This is a genomic window from Microcoleus sp. MON2_D5, from assembly GCF_036701905.1.
Taxonomy (GTDB): Bacteria; Cyanobacteriota; Cyanobacteriia; order Cyanobacteriales; family Microcoleaceae; genus Microcoleus.
Window position 1 is genome coordinate 3,404 of the sequence record NZ_JAUBRM010000016.1, and the last position, 19,684, is coordinate 23,087.

The 19,684-nt window shown below is 44.7% G+C and carries 14 protein-coding genes; 9 read left to right on the forward strand and 5 right to left on the reverse strand.

The annotated features are described in order from the left end of the window. The 5 genes from QUA47_RS07960 to QUA47_RS07980 all read right to left on the reverse strand — a co-directional run. The coding region (locus QUA47_RS07960) for an AAA-like domain-containing protein (protein WP_333430351.1) at nt 1–1,868 on the reverse strand (1,868 nt) is incomplete at its 3' end. 36 nt (nt 1,869–1,904) lie between these two features. Then, nucleotides 1,905–4,190: an AAA-like domain-containing protein gene (locus QUA47_RS07965; protein ID WP_333430352.1), complete on the reverse strand. Its 2,286-nt coding sequence runs from the start codon at nt 4,188–4,190 to the stop codon at nt 1,905–1,907. A 415-nt stretch (nt 4,191–4,605) separates the two neighbouring features. Then, on the reverse strand, nt 4,606–5,955 hold the full coding sequence (locus QUA47_RS07970) for a serine/threonine-protein kinase (protein ID WP_333430353.1): 1,350 nt from the start codon (nt 5,953–5,955) through the stop codon (nt 4,606–4,608). A 29-nt stretch (nt 5,956–5,984) separates the two neighbouring features. After that, nucleotides 5,985–8,414, reverse strand: a complete 2,430-nt coding sequence (locus QUA47_RS07975; protein WP_333430354.1) for an ankyrin repeat domain-containing protein — start codon at nt 8,412–8,414, stop codon at nt 5,985–5,987. Nucleotides 8,415–8,619: 205 nt separating this feature from the next. Beyond that, nucleotides 8,620–8,754: a DUF4058 family protein gene (locus QUA47_RS07980; protein WP_333430355.1), complete on the reverse strand. Its 135-nt coding sequence runs from the start codon at nt 8,752–8,754 to the stop codon at nt 8,620–8,622. Nucleotides 8,755–9,077: 323 nt separating this feature from the next. Here QUA47_RS07980 and fbp point away from each other — a divergent pair, with 323 nt between their 5' ends. The 9 genes from fbp to QUA47_RS08025 all read left to right on the forward strand — a co-directional run bounded on the left by fbp (nt 9,078) and on the right by QUA47_RS08025 (nt 19,676). Beyond that, entirely contained in the window at nt 9,078–10,151 is a 1,074-nt protein-coding gene (gene fbp / locus QUA47_RS07985) for a class 1 fructose-bisphosphatase (protein WP_333430356.1), read from the forward strand. Between the two features lie 189 nt (nt 10,152–10,340). Continuing rightward, nucleotides 10,341–11,495, forward strand: coding sequence for a transaldolase (tal, locus tag QUA47_RS07990; protein ID WP_333430357.1), 1,155 nt, complete (start codon nt 10,341–10,343; stop codon nt 11,493–11,495). A 261-nt stretch (nt 11,496–11,756) separates the two neighbouring features. Continuing rightward, nucleotides 11,757–13,286, forward strand: a complete 1,530-nt coding sequence (gene zwf, locus QUA47_RS07995) for a glucose-6-phosphate dehydrogenase (RefSeq protein WP_333430358.1) — start codon at nt 11,757–11,759, stop codon at nt 13,284–13,286. Nucleotides 13,287–13,448: 162 nt separating this feature from the next. Then, a complete protein-coding gene (gene opcA / locus QUA47_RS08000) occupies nt 13,449–14,813 on the forward strand; it encodes a glucose-6-phosphate dehydrogenase assembly protein OpcA (protein ID WP_333214987.1) in 1,365 nt (454 codons plus the stop codon). A 313-nt stretch (nt 14,814–15,126) separates the two neighbouring features. Further along, nucleotides 15,127–16,671 (forward strand): cobyrinate a,c-diamide synthase, encoded by a 1,545-nt coding sequence (locus QUA47_RS08005; RefSeq protein WP_333430359.1) that lies wholly within the window; start codon nt 15,127–15,129, stop codon nt 16,669–16,671. A gap of 236 nt (nt 16,672–16,907) precedes the next feature. Continuing rightward, nucleotides 16,908–17,399: an ureidoglycolate lyase gene (locus QUA47_RS08010; protein WP_333430360.1), complete on the forward strand. Its 492-nt coding sequence runs from the start codon at nt 16,908–16,910 to the stop codon at nt 17,397–17,399. A gap of 212 nt (nt 17,400–17,611) precedes the next feature. Next, nucleotides 17,612–18,877 carry a cytosine deaminase gene (gene codA, locus QUA47_RS08015; protein ID WP_333430361.1) on the forward strand — a complete coding sequence of 422 codons (1,266 nt, stop codon included), beginning with the start codon at nt 17,612–17,614 and terminating at the stop codon, nt 18,875–18,877. A gap of 26 nt (nt 18,878–18,903) precedes the next feature. Then, nucleotides 18,904–19,212, forward strand: coding sequence for a hypothetical protein (locus QUA47_RS08020; protein ID WP_333430362.1), 309 nt, complete (start codon nt 18,904–18,906; stop codon nt 19,210–19,212). A gap of 11 nt (nt 19,213–19,223) precedes the next feature. Further along, nucleotides 19,224–19,676 (forward strand): hypothetical protein, encoded by a 453-nt coding sequence (locus QUA47_RS08025; RefSeq protein ID WP_333430363.1) that lies wholly within the window; start codon nt 19,224–19,226, stop codon nt 19,674–19,676. Nucleotides 19,677–19,684 lie beyond the last annotated feature (8 nt).

Consider the following 19,684-nt stretch of genomic DNA (forward strand, 5'->3'; position numbering starts at 1 on the left):
AGAGTTTGCAGGAGTTTGCCTTGTTTACTCCACAGTTTCACCGTCTTGTCTCCACTTGCAGAAGCTAGAGTTTGACCGTCGGGACTCCAACTCACATTCGAGACAGATTCTTGATGACCAGTAAGAGTGAACAGGAGTTTGCCTTGTTTACTCCACAGTTTCACCGTCTTGTCACGACTTGCAGAAGCTAGAGTTTGACCATCGGGACTCCAACTCACACCCGAGACAGATTTTTGATGACCTGACAAAGTATTGTGTTCTGTGATAGCATACAGCGTTTGCCTCAAAGCATCTAACACTTCCGCTTGAGTGTCGTCCTTTTCCCAGAGTAATCTATTAAGTTGTTTGAGTTGGTGTCCTGCCCGCAATGCTTCCAGTAATGCAGTGAATCGTTGACCAGAAACAAGGTTTTCTCTGGAAGATGCAGTTTTAAATCTTACGCCCGCCGCTTTCAGTATTTCGCTATTAACTATCATCGTCGCGGATATAGAAAAAATAAATACACTTAAGGAAAGCCAATTAATCAACCTCGCCTTTTGTCGAGCTTTTGCTAAAATTTGATTTGCTTTCTTTTGGACGTCCAATTCAGTTTGAATTGTTCGCTTGTCTAATTCTTGACTAAAGCTTAAAAACTGATAATCCAAGTGGCTCAAACTTTTACTACTTGCCCAACTTTGAGCATCTTGCAAGGCTTGACCCCGCAACAGTCGCGATTCATCTTGGTAATCAGAATCTATCCAAGCTTTAAAACTTTCGCTATAAGGGCGGAAAGCTGCTAATTGTTTTTCCACCCAATCCTGGTTAAAAACCGATTGATAAATCCGGTTATAAACTTTAAGTTTGCCAGACTGCTTAACCACCAACCCAGTTAATCGCAGTTCCATTTGTTCGGGAGTATCATCAGCCGCTATTTCATTATTTTGTAAAATTTGCTGATAAATTCCCAGCAACAGACTTGCCCGTTGTTCGCTGCGTAAAATGCGTCCTCGAATCGTCTTTAAATGTTCTGGGTCATCCTGTCCTTCCCAATTTTCAATCACCTTTTCTCGCACTAAAGTTTCTACCCACTCAGCAGGATGTTGAATGGGTGTAGAGTTGGCACTATCCAGCAGTATCTTACAAATTTTTTGGGTTAAAAATGGCTGTCCGCCAGTCCAATATAAGACTGCTTCTAATAAAGCTTGAGAATTTTCTGCTTGAGTTCCTAACCCTACTGCCAAAGGTTGGGCGTCTGCTAATTGAAACCCCGTTAACTCTATCCCTCGACCAATATTAAAAGGAGTGCGTCCCTTGTCTTGAATTAAATCTGATGGAGTGGCTACCCCTAACATGGTAAATGTTAATCGACGATAGTCGGGTTTATCAGCTCGATTATTATAGCAATCACGAATCACAGCAAAAAAATCTTCTATTTTAAAATTTAAGCTGATTAAACTGTCCGATTCATCGACAAAAATTACTATATTTTCTGAGAGGTTTTTGAGCAATACTTCTTCAATAAATTTACTAAATTTTTTCACATTCGATAGTAAACTATTCTCCTCCCACCATTCATCTAAATCAAAAACGTCATACAAATTTAATCGGCTGATGATGCTATCGATCACCCCTGCATACCACTCTTCTGGCGTAATATCTGAGGTGCCAATTTCTGTGATATCAATGCTACTACAGGCGACTCCCTCTGCTTGTAAGCGCTGCATTGTCTGCACTCGCAGGGACGATTTTCCCATTTGTCGGGAATTAAGAACATAGCAGAATTCTCCTGCTTTTAAAGCTTGATAAAGTTCTTCATCCGCCTTTCTAGTGACATAAGTTGGGGCGTTTGCAGGCAGGCTCCCTCCAACTTGATATTGATAATCTTTCATAGGTTCTTGTTAATTCATAGGTGGAAAATCAGAAAATTAAGGAATCAATTTGTACAGCCGTACAGGTTCAGGAATTCCCTTTAACTCTTGCAAGCCTAAGTCAATCACATTTAAATCTGAGTGGGTTCTAACGACTTGATAAACTGTTTCAGAAATACAGATTCCTCCTGGCTCTGCTTTCCCTTCTAAACGAGCCGCTAGATTTACACCAGTGCCCCTGATATCATTATTAAAAAAGAAGATTTCCCCCAAGTGAATACCAATCCGGTGTTGGAGGACATGACTCGCAGGTAAGGTTGTAGCAGCTTTGGCTAAATTTCGTTGTATTTCTAGGGCACAGGCGACTGCTTTTACGGCACTTTCTGGAAAGAAAATTAATAAACCATCGCCCATTTCTTTAAGGACTTTGCCTTGATATCTATCGCAGATGTCTCGGATGAGCCTGAAATCTCGATTCACTAATTCTAGTGTCAGCTTTTGGTTGGCAGCGGATAAAGCGGTGGAATTAACAACATCCGAGAAAATTATAGTTCCTAAATTACTCTCTAAGTTCAAACTTGATTGGTTATTCGTTTGTTGCACAGCAGTCATATTCGGTTGGGGAGAGGCTGCTAGGCGATGGCGAAAATATTGACGATACAAACCACACAATGGCATTACAGCATTTCCCTGAAATTTGATCAACCCCATGCTTCGCAATTTAAAAGCCTCTCCCGTTTTTATCTCTACAGGTTTTTCGCTGTTAATCACTTGTCTAATTGTTGCTGCTAGTTCTGTATCTTTTTCCAAGTTAACTAAATGCCGTCGTAAATGATCGTAGTAAGGGCCTTCTTCAGTAGGAGCGACTTTTAGCAAGCGCTCTAAGCTAATTCTCCCCTTGGCAAGTTGGTAGAGAGCAACTCGCACTAAATAAGGATGACCGCCCACCATTTCCATCAGGTCACAAATCTCTTGATTTGACAAATTTAATCGGTGTCGATTCACTAAATCTGTTACCTGTATCTGATTGAGTTCAGGTAACTCTATGGGCAATCCCACATTAAATGGCGACTGATTAATATTAAGAGGAATATAAACTTCTTGAGAGTGAGAAATGACTAACCTCAGCTTTTTCCAAATTACCTCATTTTTTCCCCGCTCGTGCCAAGCTCGTAATAATCCAAAGAAGTCGGTGGCTATTTCTGAATGCTCAAAAATCCGATCGACTTCATCTAACCCTAAAACAACAGGCCGATCACTGTCCGATAGTAGATAGCGTTGGAAATACTTCGTGCTTTTATTTTTACTGCCGAGAACCCCTTTCCAATATTCTCCTAACCTATCTTCTAAGTTTAATTCATTGGTAATCTCACCACAAAACCACTGCAACAACTCATCAATATTGGTGAGGGAACTGCCATCAGCCGATTGAAAGTTTAAATAAGCCGTTTGATATCCCTGTTCCTTGCCGTGGTCTAAAATTCGCTGCACTAAGGAAGTTTTTCCCATTTGACGGGGGGCTTTGACTCGGATTAAAGCTGCGGGTTTTACAATAGTTTCGTAGCACTCCGATTCAATGGGAGGTCGATCAATATATAGGGGTGAATCTAAACTAACAGAACCTTCTGGGTTATCTAAATTGAGAAGAGAAACGGGAGGTGCGACGATCAAGAATCGCGCATTTTCCACTACAGGCGACGGCTCCTCAACGATATCACCAACAGAAGCATCGCGCGATCGCTCTGCTGCATCCAACTCAGAAAAATCAGACTTCTTCTTTAATACCGGAGTCAGCTCTTCGGGAATACCAGCCATGCTGATGCTAACGCAACCCAACTTATAGGCAAATTCGATCGACTCCCCCGCCGCCAACGTATCGTAAAAACCTACAGCAAATTCTCGTGCGGCGTTATCTCCCACCGTTTGCTTCATGCCGATAACGTATGGAATGTGACGTGCGATCGCAGCCGCTTGCACTTCTGAATAGCAAGCGTTGAGTATTACGCACTCCACGTACTCATTAAACGCCTCAAACAAAGCTGCCAAAGCCTTGGCATTTACTAGCTTAATCTGCCCCATGCCATCTTCTAGGGCTAAACCGCCTTCTCCTGCACCATGCCCAGAGAAATGTACAATCTCTGGTTTATAATCTAATACGGCTCGCTGCATTTCTCTTGGCGTCACCGCCCACTGTTGCTCCAGTTGGAACTTGTCGGCCTTTTTAGAGCGTTGCAACCCCTCTGCAATTTCCTTCGCCTCTTTCTGTAAGTCCACATGGGTGGTATTTTTGGGGTTGGCTGCCAAAAACAGGATTGTTTTTTTCTTTCTTGGGGAACTACTCATCAATGGAACCTTCACGCTTAGGAGATACAGGAGCTTAACGACACTACCCCAGTCAGGGCGAGATATTTCTTGCCTTAACGGTATTTAAGCACAAACATCTTTATTTTTGTTGGTCAGTAAACTGGCAGAAACGATCGCCTTGAGTCAAGCATAACCAATCGAAAAGGCGATCGCTGCTCTCCAGTAATCATTTGAGCAACCTATTCCAGAAGTGCGATCGGCTTCCCCTTTGGCAGTCATATTTCATAAATATCGAGATTCTTTATAGTTTTATTCTCATGCCAAATCCAGGATTTTTTGATGATTATTATTGCCTAAATTAGTACATAAAATCTTCTATACTTCCGCATTTATTTAATCCACGCACTCAGAAAAAAAACGTTTTTTTATCAAGTCTGTGGATAACAACAATGATTTATTTTAGTTTACTTAAACAATCATTCAATTCCCCTACCAACCATTCTTTCTCAGCTTGCGGCAAAAATAAGCCAAAACAATAGTTACGCGACTTGGCGCGAATCCCGCAAAAAGTCATCGATTTTTTGAGCAATGGCAGATGAATTCCCCTCAACTTTACCCGCTGGATATCTTGAGGACGGATTTGAATTGGTCTAGTGAATTGACGATAATCAGTCCTACACAACCACATCAAAGCATAAAATAGGGTAAATGTTGTTATAGCCAGGATTGATATATTGAAAAATAGCCCAGATAATCTCTGTAGCCAATCGGTTGTAGTGTATTCACAAGACAAGCTAGATAGAACAAATCCCAGAATCAAAGAGAATGGAAGTAAAAATTTATAACTCAGATGAATGAACTGGAAAAACCATTTGAGCTTGCTAGGTGAACGATCGGGGTGTATCTTGATTAATAACCACCGTTTAGTGTCAATTAAAGTAATTCGGGATTGGGGCGATCGCTTAAACATTTTGTCGGGATTATTCCCGCTTGGCTGTTCCCCTCGCAGCGCTGACAAAGCATCTTTTGCTGAGTTAAATCGATCTTCAATTGCAGGTTCAATTACCTTCTCTAACCAGTCGGCAAACTCTGGAGAAATAGAGACGATATCGCGGAATTTTACCTTCAGCTTTTCTCTGGGCAAATCCGATGGAAATTTCTGGGTCAACAAGAAAAGCAGCGTGGTTCCCAATCCATACAAATCTGTTGACAATACAGCTTTTCCTCTGAATTGTTCTGGTGCCATGTAACCGTAGGTTCCGACAACGGTACTGCCTCCAGTAACGGTATGATGGTAAGTATTTTGAACTGCGCCAAAATCCACTAGGAAGACTCGCCCATTTTTTTGCAGAATAATATTTTGAGGTTTAATATCTCGGTGGATAGTAGCAGGTAACAGCGATTGCAGGTAAGTTAGAATTTCTAGCAATTGATAGGCGATATGACGCACTTGCGCTTCATTTGGTTTCCAGCCATTTTCTATCCACTGTGCGAGAGACTTTCCCGGTGCGAATTGTTGGGCGATATAAAAACAACGATCTTGAGAAGTATCAACTTGAAAGTAGTCAATGTAGTGAGGAATTCCCGGATGATTCAATCCCGATAAAGTTTTTGCTTCTCGTTCAAATAACTCGATTTTCTTCCATTCAGTTGTCAGACGCAGGGATAAAGCTTTGAGTGCAACTTTTTGATTGCTGTTTAAATCTACAGCAGCATAGGTGATTCCAACTCCACCCTGTCCTAATTTGCCGATAATGCGATATCTTTCAGCAATGATTTTTTCCGATTGTTGTAGTGTTTTCATATTTTTGTGCCTGAGTTGATTGTGGATGATTAGTAGGTTGCACCGCGAGATATCAGTATTTTGGCTGCTGCTTCTCCGTCGGGGTTCCAGTTGGTTTCTACTATCTTTAGTGGCGTGTCGCCATAGCAGTTTGTAGCGTTGATTGTTGCACCTTTAACAATCAGTAATTTTAAGATTTCTACAGTGCCATAATGTGCGGCTTTGTGCAGGGGAGTTGTGTCACACTTATCTCTATTATTAACATCTGCACCGTTTTTAATTAGCAGTGCAGCAATATCATTGTGTCCGATCGCGATCGCTTGATACAACGGAGTTTGACCGTTCTCATTTTTAACGTTAACCCTTGCGCCATTAGCAATTAGCAGTTCAGCGATATCTTGAGAGCCTTGAGCAACAGCAAGATGCAGGGGAGTTTGAAGCAAGTTATTTTTGGCATTAACGAATGCACCTTTGGCAATGAGTTGTTTGGCTACATCCTCAAGTTTGAAATCGACAGCGATATGCAGTAAAGTTCTGCCTTCTTTGTCTTCACTATTAACATCTGGGTTTTTACTAATTAGCAGCGCCACTGTATCCTGAAGTTTCAGGTCTACGGCGATATCCAGTGGAGTTTTTGTTTGATTATCCTGGATATTAATTTCTGCACCTTTAGCAATCAGCAATTTTAAGATTTCTACAGTGCCATAATGTGCGGCTTTGTGCAGTGGAGTTGTGCCAGATCCATCTATATTATTGACATCTGTACCGTTGTTAATTAGCAGTGCAGAAATCTCATTGTGTCCGATCGCGATCGCTCGATACAATGGAGTTTGACCGTTCGCATTTCTAGCGTTAACCCTTGCGCCATTAGCAATTAGCAGTTCAGCGATATCTTGAGATCCTCGATCGACAGCAAGATGCAGGGGAGTTCTTTTTTCACTATCCAGAATCGCCACATTTGCACCGTCTTTAATTAGCTGTTGTACCAACTCCTTAAAACCTATTTTGGCTGCATTATGCAATAAAGTTGTACCCTTGCCATTTCGGGCATTTTCTTCTTTGATGTTAACTTTTGCGCCCGCAGAGAGTAGTATTTGTGCGATCGCCTTCGATCGCGCCGTATGTAGAGGAGTCAAGCCATTTTTGTTTTTGGCATTGACATCCGCACCTTTAGCAATCAGCAACTTGGCCATTTCAGGCGATCGGGCAAAGAACAGAGGAGTTCTATTAAAATATTGACTTTCTGTCCTGGCGTTAATATCTGCACCTTTAGCAATTAGCGTCTGTGCTACTTTTATGCGATCGAACATAGCAGCGATGTGTAATGGGGTACCGCCATGTGTACCCTTAGCGTTGACATCTACACCCTTGGCAATTAACAATTCTGCCACCTCTTTTGAGCCAGCAAAGTGTAGTAAGTTGTGATCGCCTATCCTGCTATTGGCACTAATACCAAGATCCAGATAATGCCTAATAGTGTTAGTATCTCCCTGGCTGGCAGCCTCGACAACTGCATTGGGGGTAAATCCAATCCGGTTGAGGATGGGATATTTAAAGTGATTGAAAACAGCAACAGTAGCAATAGCAGCAATTCCTATTTTGAGGCGCTTTTTCCATTGCGTCGGATTGGATTTAACGTTAACTATTCGAGGATTGCGAAGAGATTCAAGCGCTTCTTTTGCCGATCGAAAGCGGTTTTCTAAATCTGGCGCGATCGTTTTTCCTAACCAATCGGCAAATGCTGAAGAAATCTGAATTTGAGAGCGAAAATCTTTCTCTAGTATATTTGTTGGTAATTCGGCGGGGGAACGGTGGGTTAGTAAATACAACAATGTCGCTCCTAAACCATATAAATCTGTTGCAGGTACGGCTTGTCCGAGACATTGTTCTGGAGCCATATAACCATAGGTTCCAACTACGGTACTTCCTCGCATTAAAGTATTGTAATAAGTGTTTTGCACTGCTCCAAAATCTACTAAGCAGACTGCCCAGTCTTTTTCTTTGTGGGAATCGATCGGCGATTTGAAAACAATATTTTCTGGTTTAATATCCCGGTGGATCACAGGTGGTGTCTGTGAATGGAGATAAACTAAAATCTCCAAAATTTGTGTTGCAATGCGTTGAATTTCAGGTTCACTAGCGTGCCAGCCATTTTCGACTAAACTGGCTAGAGATTGCCCTTGGGCCAGTTCTTGTACTATATAAAAACAACGGTTATCGGGAGTATCGACATAAAAATAATCCAAATAACGCGGAATTCCCGGATGATTCAATTTTGATAAAACATTGGCTTCTCGTTCAAATAGTTCCAGGACTTTCCAGTCATTCATCTTCTGTAAAGACAAAGCTTTGAGTGCGACTCGCTGGTGTGTTTCGAGGTCAACGGCTTCATAAGTTGTGCTACTACCGCCTTCTCCGAGTAGCTTTTTAATTTGATAGTGTTTGACTAAGTTCTGGGGAATTTGTTCAACAATATCCATAGCATTATCCTGGGTTGATGAGTACCAACAAACATTTTATATTTTGGTTTTTAAAACCCAAATTTTGAAAAATTTATGCAATGTAAATTGAGTGTTTGAGTATATTTCAAACAAGTCAATAGAAAAGTCAATGACGGACTCTGTATATTTGCTTAAATTTCAATTACCGTATTTCTATGGATACCTTACCCAGAATTTTGGAGTGTCATATCACCTTTGGCGAAAATTTACGTACGGGATCTTGATCGTAATCGAGCCGATAATCATAGCCGACGCGATCGTAAATGCCTGCAAGCAATTCCGGCAAATTAACAATAGGTTCTACATCTTCTTCGCGCAAAGGAAGTTGTCGGTCTTTTTGAGATGCTAGCCAACGTTCGTAGGCTTCTCTATCGCCACTTTCTCTCTCAGCGCCCTCTGCGTCCTCTGCGGTTAATTAAAAATTTTAGTGATTTTTGATACACTTTCCGGCTCAACAGTCGATCGAACTCCTCAATTTTCGATGCGGATCTAAAATTCACCTAAAGTTCGACGCCCTTTGGCAAAACCCTTCCTAAGATAGAAGTTGGGGGAGGATCGGTCTTTTAGCCGATTCAGGAGCAAGTGTCAAGGACTCCATCGAACCCAAATCTAGAGCAGCAAGACAGGGAGAACATCAAAATCATGGTAAACGCGCCGACAGGGGAAACCCGCCTGGGCCCGATCGAGCAGGTGCAATCCTTAGATCGCGATTGCACAACTCTATCCCGTCACGTACTCCAGCAACTTCACAGCTTTTCAACAGATGCTCAGGATCTGAGTGCCCTGATGAATCGCATCGGGCTGGCGGCCAAGCTGATCGCAAGGCGGCTCAGCAGAGCCGGATTAATGGCAGATGCCTTGGGGTTTACAGGGGCTACGAACGTGCAGGGAGAATCCGTCAAAAAGATGGATATCTATGCCAATGAAGTGTTTATCTCGGTATTCCAGCAAAGCGGACTTGTCTGCCGCTTGGCTTCCGAGGAAATGGAAAAACCCTACTACATTCCCGAAAATTGTCCGATCGGACGCTACAGTCTGCTCTACGACCCTATAGACGGTTCTTCCAATCTTGACATCAATCTCAATGTCGGCTCAATATTCAGCATCCGCAAGCAAGAGGGGGACGATGAAGACGGTTCTGCTTCCGACTTGCTGCAACATGGACACAAACAAATTGCCGCTGGTTATGTGCTCTACGGCCCGAGTACCATGCTGGTTTATTCGATCGGTCAGGGTGTTCATTCCTTTACTCTCGATCCCAGTTTGGGCGAGTTTATTCTAGCTAACGAAAACATTAAGGTTCCCGAACGCGGCCCGATTTACAGCGTTAATGAAGGCAACTTCTGGCAGTGGGAGGAATCTTTGAGAGACTACATTCGCTACGTACACCGCAGCGAAGGCTACACCGCCCGGTATGGCGGGGCTTTGGTGGGAGATTTCCACCGGATTTTATTCCAGGGAGGCGTGTTTTTGTACCCCGGAACTGTCAAACAACCCGAGGGAAAATTGCGTTTGCTCTACGAATCGGCTCCTTTGGCGTTTTTGATGGAGCAAGCCGGCGGGCGTGCCAGCACAGGCATTCAAGACATCTTAGACGTTGTGCCGACCAAACTGCACGAGCGATCGCCCTTGATTATCGGCAGTAAACAAAATGTAGCGATGGTCGAGTCTTTTATTCAAGATCGATCGCGCAATCCTAGAACCGTCCAAGAGTGAAGGAAGAGGGAAGTTCGGCAACGGATTATGTAACGGATGTAACGGATGTCAGGAAGAAGGAAGAGGGTTTTAACTTATAACTTTCGACTCCCAATTACCAATTCCCCATTGCCAATTTTCAATTACCAATTTTCACTTTTCAATTTCCAAGTCCCAATAAACAGCTATCAAATTGTAGGAGTTACAGTAATGACAGCAACACCAATGAATCACCTGTTAGAAATCAAAGAAATTGGCCAAAGTATCTGGATGGACAATTTGACTCGCGATCTGATCGAGTCCGGCGAACTCAAACAGATGATTGAAAGTCGGGGACTGCGCGGGATTACATCTAATCCGGCTATTTTTGAGAAAGCGATCGCAGGTAATGTGATTTACGACGCGGATATCGAAGCGGGCATCCGGGCCGGTAAATCTGTAATGGACATTTACGAATCTCTGGTATTTGAAGATATCCGCAACGCTTGCGACATCTTCGCCCCAGTTTACGCAGAGTCGAAGGGTTTGGATGGCTACATTAGCATTGAAGTGCCACCGACGATCGCCAACGACACAGAAAGCACGATTAGCGAAGCCATGCGCTATTACCAAGCCCTCGGCAAAGAAAACGTGATGATTAAGATTCCGGGAACCGCTGAAGGTTTGCCCGCAGTCGAGCGAGTCATCAGCGAAGGCATTAACGTTAACGTGACTTTACTGTTCTCCGTTGACAGCTACGTCGAAACCTTCTGGGCTTACATTCGCGGTTTGGAAGCGCGGGTGGCTAAAGGTTTGGATATTAGCAATATTGCTTCTGTTGCCAGTTTCTTCTTGAGCCGGATCGACATTAATATCGATGGCAAGATTGACGAGAAACTCAAAAATGTCACAGATATTTCCACAAAAGCCAAACTGGAAGCGGTGAAGGGGAAAATTGCGATCGCCAATGCGAAGATAGCTTACCAGAAGTATAAAGAGATCGTAGCGAGCGATCGCTGGCAAGCTTTAGCGGCCAAAGGAGCGAAAGTGCAGCGCTTGCTGTGGGCTTCCACCAGCACCAAAAACCCCAACTACAGCGATGTCATGTACGTCGATGAACTAATCGGCCCGGACACAGTTAACACTTTGCCGCCGAACACCGTGGAAGCTTGTTTCGACCACTGTGATGTCGCACCCCGGATTGAGAACAACGTTGAAGAAGCTTACACGCTGATCCAAAGTCTCAAAGATCCCGACATCGACATCAACCTGGACAAAGTGATGGAAGACTTGCTCCTCGACGGGATTGCAAAATTTGTCGGGCCCTTCCAATCCCTGATGGATTCCTTGCAAGAGAAAGTCCAGAAGTTGTCACCGGTCGCTTAGGCAGATATCTGTATCCTGAAAGGCAGAAGCATTTAGCAATCGGAATAGATAATTATTTGGGTTCTTAAATGCTGAGTCTTAAATCCTCTCTAGGAATTTTGAGATTAATGGATGTCATAGTTCCTAGAGAGCAAAATCATCTGCCTCCTCTAGCAGTATTAAGAATCGTTTAACTCTCTCACCCAGCAACTAGCAGAAATGACCGCAAACTATCATGGTGTCTTGGCAGGGTTAACACCACTAGAACAAGGAAAATAAATAATGGTAACGCTACTTGAAAATCCACTGCGGGTCGGTTTGCGAAAAGAACGGGTGCCGGAACCACAAATTCTGGTAATCTTCGGAGCTTCTGGGGATCTCACCCAGCGCAAACTGGTACCTGCAATTTATCAGATGAAGCGCGATCGACGCTTGCCACCGGAAACTACCGTCGTGGGAGTAGCCCGCCGCCCTTGGAGTCACGATTACTTCCGAGAGCAAATGCGCGAAGGCATTGAAGAATTTGGCGGCGGCATTGGCAATGAAGAATTTTGGCAAGATTTCGCTAAAGGTTTGTACTACTGTCCCGGCGACATTGACAACCCGGAAAGCTATCAAAAACTCAAAGCTTTCTTAGCGGAACTCGACGAAGAAAGGAGAACTCGCGGCAATCACATATTTTATCTCTCAGTTTCCCCCAACTTTTTCCCAGAAGCAATTAGGCAACTGGGCGCGGCTCAAATGTTGGTTGACCCAGCAAAACACCGCTTGGTAATTGAAAAACCCTTCGGCCGCGACTTGAGTTCGGCAAAAGCTCTCAACCGAGTCGTGCAGCAGGTTTGCCAAGAACAGCAAGTTTACCGGATCGACCACTATTTGGGTAAAGAAACTGTTCAGAATTTAATGGTGTTCCGGTTTGCTAACGCGATTTTTGAACCCCTGTGGAATCGCCAATTTGTCGATCACGTACAAATTACAGTTGCAGAAACAGTAGGCGTAGAAGACCGGGCGGGTTACTACGAATCATCTGGGGCGTTGCGGGATATGCTGCAAAACCACTTGATGCAGATTTTCTGTCTGACGGCGATGGAACCGCCGAACTCGCTCGACGCTGACAGCATCCGCACCGAAAAGATGAAAGTTCTGCAAGCAACTCGCTTGGCCGATTTGAATAACTTGGACTTCTCAGCGATTCGGGGTCAGTATTCCGCAGGTTGGATGAAGGGCAAACAGGTGCCGGGATATCACGAAGAACCGGGGGTTGCTCCCAACTCGACAACGCCGACTTTTGTGGCGATGAAGTTTATGATTGACAACTGGCGCTGGCAGGGAGTGCCTTTTTACCTGCGAACGGGCAAACGGTTGCCGAAAAAAGTTAGCGAAATTGCGATTCAGTTCCGCGAAGTTCCGCTGCTAATCTTTCAGTCCGCGGCCCAACAAACTACTCCTAACGTTTTGACTATGCGCGTGCATCCGAACGAGGGGATTTCGCTGAGGTTTGAGGCGAAAATGCCGGGGCCGGATTTGCGGACGCGGACGGTGGATATGGATTTCAGTTACGGTTCTTCCTTTGGGGTGACATCTTCGGATGCTTACGATCGACTGTTAATTGACTGTATGCTGGGCGACCAAACTTTGTTTACCCGTTCTGATGAAGTGGAAGAAGCTTGGCGGGTGGTAACGCCGGCGCTGATGGAGTGGGAATCGTCCAACGACCAAGAGTTGGTTCCTAAATACGAAGCGGGTACTTGGGAACCGGCGGAAGCAGAACTGCTAATTAACAGAGACGGCCGCAAGTGGCGCAGACTTTAAGAGTGATTAGTCAGCAGTTATTAGTCATTAGTTATTGGTCAGCATTAGTATTAGTGATTAGCTAATAACTACTAATTAATAACTACTAACTAATAACTACTAACTAATGACCCATGACTAATAACCAATGACTAATGACTGATCACAAGGGAGAGAAGATTTATGACGATGACACCTATGAAAGCTCCGCCTCTGGTTTCGCTGCAAAATCCTAAAGATGTGTCGCTCGACCAGATAGAGGCAGAATTGAGTCAAATCTGGGAAAGTTACAGAGAATCTGGGTCAAAAGGCGATGTTCCGATCGCTAGTAGGGCAACAACTTTTACTTTTGTAGTCTACGAACCCGAAGAAACTCAGCGGTTATTAGCGGATCTGGGGTTTTACGACGGGCCGGTGGACGGTATTACCGGGCCGATGACGGCATCTAGCATCAGGGCGGCTCAAAAAGCTTACGGGCTGCCGAGAACTGGCAAACCTAATGCTGAATTGCTGGCGACTTTGCGGGAAGAAGTGGCTCGCAAAAATTCCAATGGCGAGGAGATGGGATCGAGTGGTTTGGGTTCGGGGGGTTCGGGGGTGGCTGATGCGATCGTGGCTGCCAATCCCTGCCGGATTATTGCTCTGTGTCCGACGGCGGGGGAAGATACGGGCGTGCAGGCTCAAGTGGCTGCTTATTGTCCGGTTCACAAGCGCACCACCGGCAATCTGATCTGCTGCGAGTACATTACACTCCGGGGTACGGAAGCAGCGCTGGAACGGGTGAGCGGCATCGTGACGGCGTTGACGATCCCGGATTTGCCGACGCTGTTGTGGTGGAAAGCGAATCCTGATGCCGATCGAGGTTTGTTCCAGCGACTGGCGACAATTAGCAGTTCTGTGATTGTTGACTCTAGCAGCTTTGCCGAGTCTGAAGCTGAATTGCTGTTGATGCACAGTCTGATCGAGGAGGGAATTCCGATCGCGGATCTGAATTGGCGCCGGCTGGCTGCGTGGCAGGAGTTGGCTGCTGAGGCTTTTGACGCCCCGGAACGTCGCGCTGCGATTCGGGAAATCGATCGGGTGACGATCGATTACGAACAGGACAATTCTACGCAAGCGCTGATGTATTTGGGTTGGCTGGCGAGCCGGCTTCAGTGGCGTCCGGTTGCTTTCAAACAAGAAGAGGGCGATTACCAAATCAAGCGAATTAAATTCGCGGGGCCGGACGAACGAGTTGTAGAAGCCGAGTTGGCTGCTATTCCTACTGCTGATACGGGCGATGTCCCGGGCGATTTGATTGCTCTGCGTTTGAATTCTACGAACGAAAAGGCTGACTGCGGTACAGTTCTATGTTCGGAAGTGGGTGGCTGTATGCGGATGGAAACGAAGGGCGGCGCTCAAACCGATCGGTTTAACCAGGTGAGTCCTCTGTTCGATCAGGTGACGGAACACTTGCTGGGCCAGCACTTGCAGAGTTGGGGCCGGGACGTGCTTTACGAAGAAAGTTTGGCAGTGACGGCTCAAATGCTGAAGTTGGCTAAGCGGTAAAAAGAGAGAAGAAGGAAGAAGGAAGAAGGAAGAAGGATTGAGTTAATATTCAGTGGGGCAGGCAATGTCTGCCCTACTTTTTTAGGGGTTATGAGTTATGAGTTTTGAGTTTTGAATTAATAATGTTCTTGGACTCAAAACTCTAAATTACTTCCCAAAAGCCACTAAACTACCTCTCTTCTTCTCATTCTTCCTTCGCGCCCTCCGCGTCTTCGCGGTTCCTTAAATATGTATTATTTGAGAAGTTCAAGACCACTACTCATAACTTTATCACTTGTCTGCTTTCTGTATTTTTTGTAACTAATCTAGAACTATGACTTTAGTAATTGCTGGCGAACGCAGCGGTGCGGGAAAGACTACTGTGACGATCGCCCTTTTAGCTTATTTAATCCGTCGCGGCTTGAATGTTCAATCTTTTAAGGTAGGCCCGGATTACATCGATCCGATGTTTCATGCTTTTGTCACTGGTCGGCCCTGTCGGAATTTAGACGCGATATTAACCTCTGAATCTTATGTAAAAAAGTGTTTTTCTCGTCATATTCAAGATGCGAATTATGGCTTAGTTGAAGGGGTGATGGGACTATTTGATGGAGTGAGTCGAAGGAATCAGGAATCACGAAGCCACGACACGGATTTTGACACGAATACACGGATTAATTATCGAAAAGAAGAAGGCAATTATGATTTTTCCTTTGCTTCTACGGCTCATGTTGCTTATTTGCTGAATTTGCCGGTATTGTTTGTGATAGATTGCAGCAGGCTCTCTGGTTCTGTGGCTGCGATCGCGCACGGTTTTCGTTCTTTTAACCCTGACCTTAAATTCGCTGGTTTGGTGCTGAATCGGGTGGCGAGCGATCGACATTTGGAACTGCTTCAAGATGCTCTCCAACCGCTCAATTTACCTATTTTGGGCGTTTTGCGTAGGGAGGAAGCTGTTACTATTCCCGATCGACATTTGGGGCTGATTCCGGCTGAGGAGTTGCCGAATCTTCATGCTGCGATCGATAAATTAGCTGATTTGGCGGATGTTAGTTTTGACTGGGAGCAACTTTTGCCTTTGTTGGCTGCAACTCGAAATGAGGGGGGTGAGGGGCCTGAGCAACTTTCGGGTTGGCACAGTCTCCCTTCCACGATTATAACTAAAAAAGATGATGTTGTCAACACTTTGGGAAAACAATTTGGAGTGAGGATTGCAGTTGCGCGCGATCGGGCTTTTAATTTTTACTATCAGGACAATCTTGATTTGTTGGAAGAGTTGGGTGCGGAGTTGGTATTTTGGAGCCCGCTTGATGACGCTGTTTTTCCTGACAATGTGCAAGGGTTATATTTTGGTGGTGGTTTTCCCGAAGTGTTTGCTCAAAAATTGAGCGGTAATGTTTTAATTCGGGATGCGGTAAGAAGTGCTATTTTTTCGGGAATGCCGACTTATGCGGAGTGCGGCGGTTTGATGTATTTGTGCGATTCTATTGTAGACTTCGATGGCAATTCTTGGCCAGGGGTGGGAGTGTTGGAAACTGCTGCTGCGATGGGAAAGCGTTTGACGCTGGGATACCGAGAAGCGGTGGCCGTGAGGGATAGTTCGGTGTTAACTGCTCTTGATGAGGTTTGGGGACATGAGTTTCATCGATCGCACTTAACTGTGGAACCGACTAATCCAGTTTATCACAGTTGGAGGTATGGGAAGCGGGGGGAAGTTGAGGCGGTTGCTGAAGGTTGGGGAGTTTGTCAGGTGCACGCTTCTTATTTGCATTTGCATTGGGGTGCTCGTCCTGATATTCCGGCTCGTTTTTTGCAGCAGTGTGCTGCTTTTGATTGTAAGGGTGTTTTGGGCGATCGAGCTCAATTAATATCTTTTTAACGAACCGCGAAGACGCGAAGGACACGTTCGGCGAAGCCGTTCCCGAAGGGTAGGAAGAGAATGAAGAGGAAGCAGAAGATAGGTACTGTCTGTAGCGCTTGGGCAGTAAATCAATTAAGTTTTTTGTGAAACAAGTGGCAAAGCCTGTTCCTGGCTGCGCCCAGAGTATAAATCCAGTGTTCTTACTATTTATATTAGAATATTTATGACGGAGAAAGCTAGGGGTGTTGGGATTTATGAGCGAATCAATTTCGACTAAGCAGTTGTCCGCACAATGGGTGACACCGGAGAATTTTCGGCGTTACGGTCAAGTTATCTTTGCGGCTGTTGATGGCAAGTCTTTCGATGCTGAGGATGCTCAGTTAAAGTTGCAAAATGGTATTCCTAGATTTTACATTATGCGGCTGCACCATAAAGGTCGCAAGTTTGGCAAAATTACGCGACACGTTCAATGTACTCAGTGTTTGGGTTCTTTGGAGGGGAAGGATTGGTTGATGGCGGTTGCGCCTCCTGGGGATAGCTATAAACCGAGTTTAGAGGATATGGCTGCTTTTCGGATTCCGGGCAATTGTTTTATTAAGTTAGATGTGGGTACTTGGCACGCTGGGCCGTATTTTGATGCGGATTTTGTTGATTTTTATAATCTGGAATTGAGCAATACTAATGTGGTTGACCATTTTACCTTTGATTTTGTGAAAAATCACAATCTGGAGTTTGAGATTGTCTGATGTTGGCGATTTGTAGTTGCGCTTTCTTTTTGGTGATTATTGTTATAGGTGGGTTTTTTGAGTAAGATTTTTTAACCGCAGAGGGCGCAGAGGACGCAGAGGAGGAGAAGGAGGGGATTCGCAAGTGATTGGGGAATTCTTTTTGCCTCACTATACGGAATCGCAACGCCGGAAAGATAAAGTTTACAAGTATTAAAATAGGTGCAATTGTCATGCCTGAGCAAAAGTATAGCATTGTTCTGCGCGAATGTCGTTTGTTAGGTGCGGGCGATCGCCCAACGGTAGATATTGCTATTGAGAATGAGCAAATAGTCGCCGTTTCGCCGCACATCTCAGAACTTGGGAAACGCGAAATCGACATTCAAGGCAAATTAGTTAGTCCTCCTTTTGTGGAGTCGCACATTCATCTCGATTCGGCTTTGACTGCGGGGGAACCGCGATGGAATCAAAGCGGCACTTTGTTCGAGGGAATTCAAATCTGGGGGGAACGGAAGCAAAGTTTAACTCTGGATGATGTCAAAAAACGGGCTGTAGAAACTTTAAGGCTGCAAGCGTCTCAAGGAATTTTGTTTGTCCGCAGTCACGCTGATGTTAGCGAACCGACGCTGACTGCTTTGCAAGGACTTTTGGAAGTTCGAGAACAAGTCAAAGATTGGATGACTCTGCAAGTTGTGGCTTTTCCCCAAGACGGGATTTACGGAAGTCCAGAAAATGACAAACTTTTAGAGAAATCTCTGGATATGGGTGCGGATGCTGTGGGCGGAATTCCGCATTATGAGTTGACGCGGGAAGATGGGGTGAAGTCGGTTGAGCGAATTTTTGAACTTGCTGAAAAATACAATAGATTAATAGATGTTCACTGCGATGAAATCGACGATGAACAGTCGAGATTTTTGGAGGTGGTAGCGGCTTATGCGATAAGAAGCGGGGCTGGTGCGCGGGTGACAGCTAGCCACACGACGGCCTTCGGTTCTTACAACAATGCTTATGCGTTTAAGCTGATGGGAAGTTTGGCAAAATCGGGAATTAATTTTATTGCCAATCCTTTAATTAATATCACCCTGCAAGGTCGCGCTGATACTTATCCCAAACGCCGTGGGGTGACGCGAGTTAAGGAGTTGTGGCAGCAGGGATTGAATGTGAGTTTTGGTCACGACTGCGTGCAAGATCCTTGGTATAGTTTAGGTACGGGAAATATGTTGGATGTCGCTCATATGGCGGTTCATGTTTGTCAGATGACGGGAATGCCTGAGATAGAAGCTTGTTTTAATATGGTCACTGTCAACGGTGCAAAAACTCTCAATTTGGGAGATGAGAATTATGGGATAGAGGCGGGAAAACCTGCAAATTTGATTGTGTTGGATGCTGAGGATTGTTATGACGCAATTAGGAGGCGCGCTGCGGTTCGGTATGTAATTTCGCGCGGAAAATTGCTGGCGGAAACTGCACCTGCTAAAATTAGTTTTTATCCGGTTTGACAAACAATATTTGAAGCTGTTAAATTGTGAATCAAGGTGCTATTCCCGATGAGAGTCCGAGAAATTTACTAGAGCAATTGCTCCTGCAAGATGCTAAAGCTGGTAATTGTAGAGCAATTCAGGGCGGGCCAGGCGATATACTAGGGGATGTTTCCAGACTGGTTGCCCTCTATGGAGGTAATCCCGAAGACTGGTACAAAATAACTAGCATTCAGGCTTTTACAATTAATGGAGCTTCCGTACAAGTGCACTGGTTTGAAAACGGGGAAATTTTGCAACAAGTTGAATTAAAGTTTAAACGACAATATCCTAAAATAGCACCTAAGAATTTATAGGTAGACAAGTTATGATTGTTCGCTGTATTGCTAATACTGGGGAAGTTCTACCGGAAAATTATATTGATCCGGCCCGAGGTTATACTAAAAAAGTTGAATTGCCGTTGACGGTGGGCAAGGAATATGTTGTTTATGCTATCCGATCGTGGCAGGGAATAGTTTGGTACTATATTTGTGATGATAATTACAGTTATTATCCCATACAGACTCCTGCACCGCTGTTTGAAGTAGTTGATAACCGAGTTTCTAAGTATTGGCAGTTTATGCTTGACCCGAATGGGGTGTTAAGGTTTGCTTTTGAGCAGTGGTTTACTGACCCTTATTTTTATGATAAGCTGACGGATCAGGAAGAGGCGGAGGTTGAGATTTTTGAGAAGGTTAAGGAATTAATGGATGCTGAGGATTTTGCTTTGCCTCCGCTGGATGTTGCAGTTGAGAAGTTGCGGCAAACTGTCAGTGTTTGAGTTGGGAA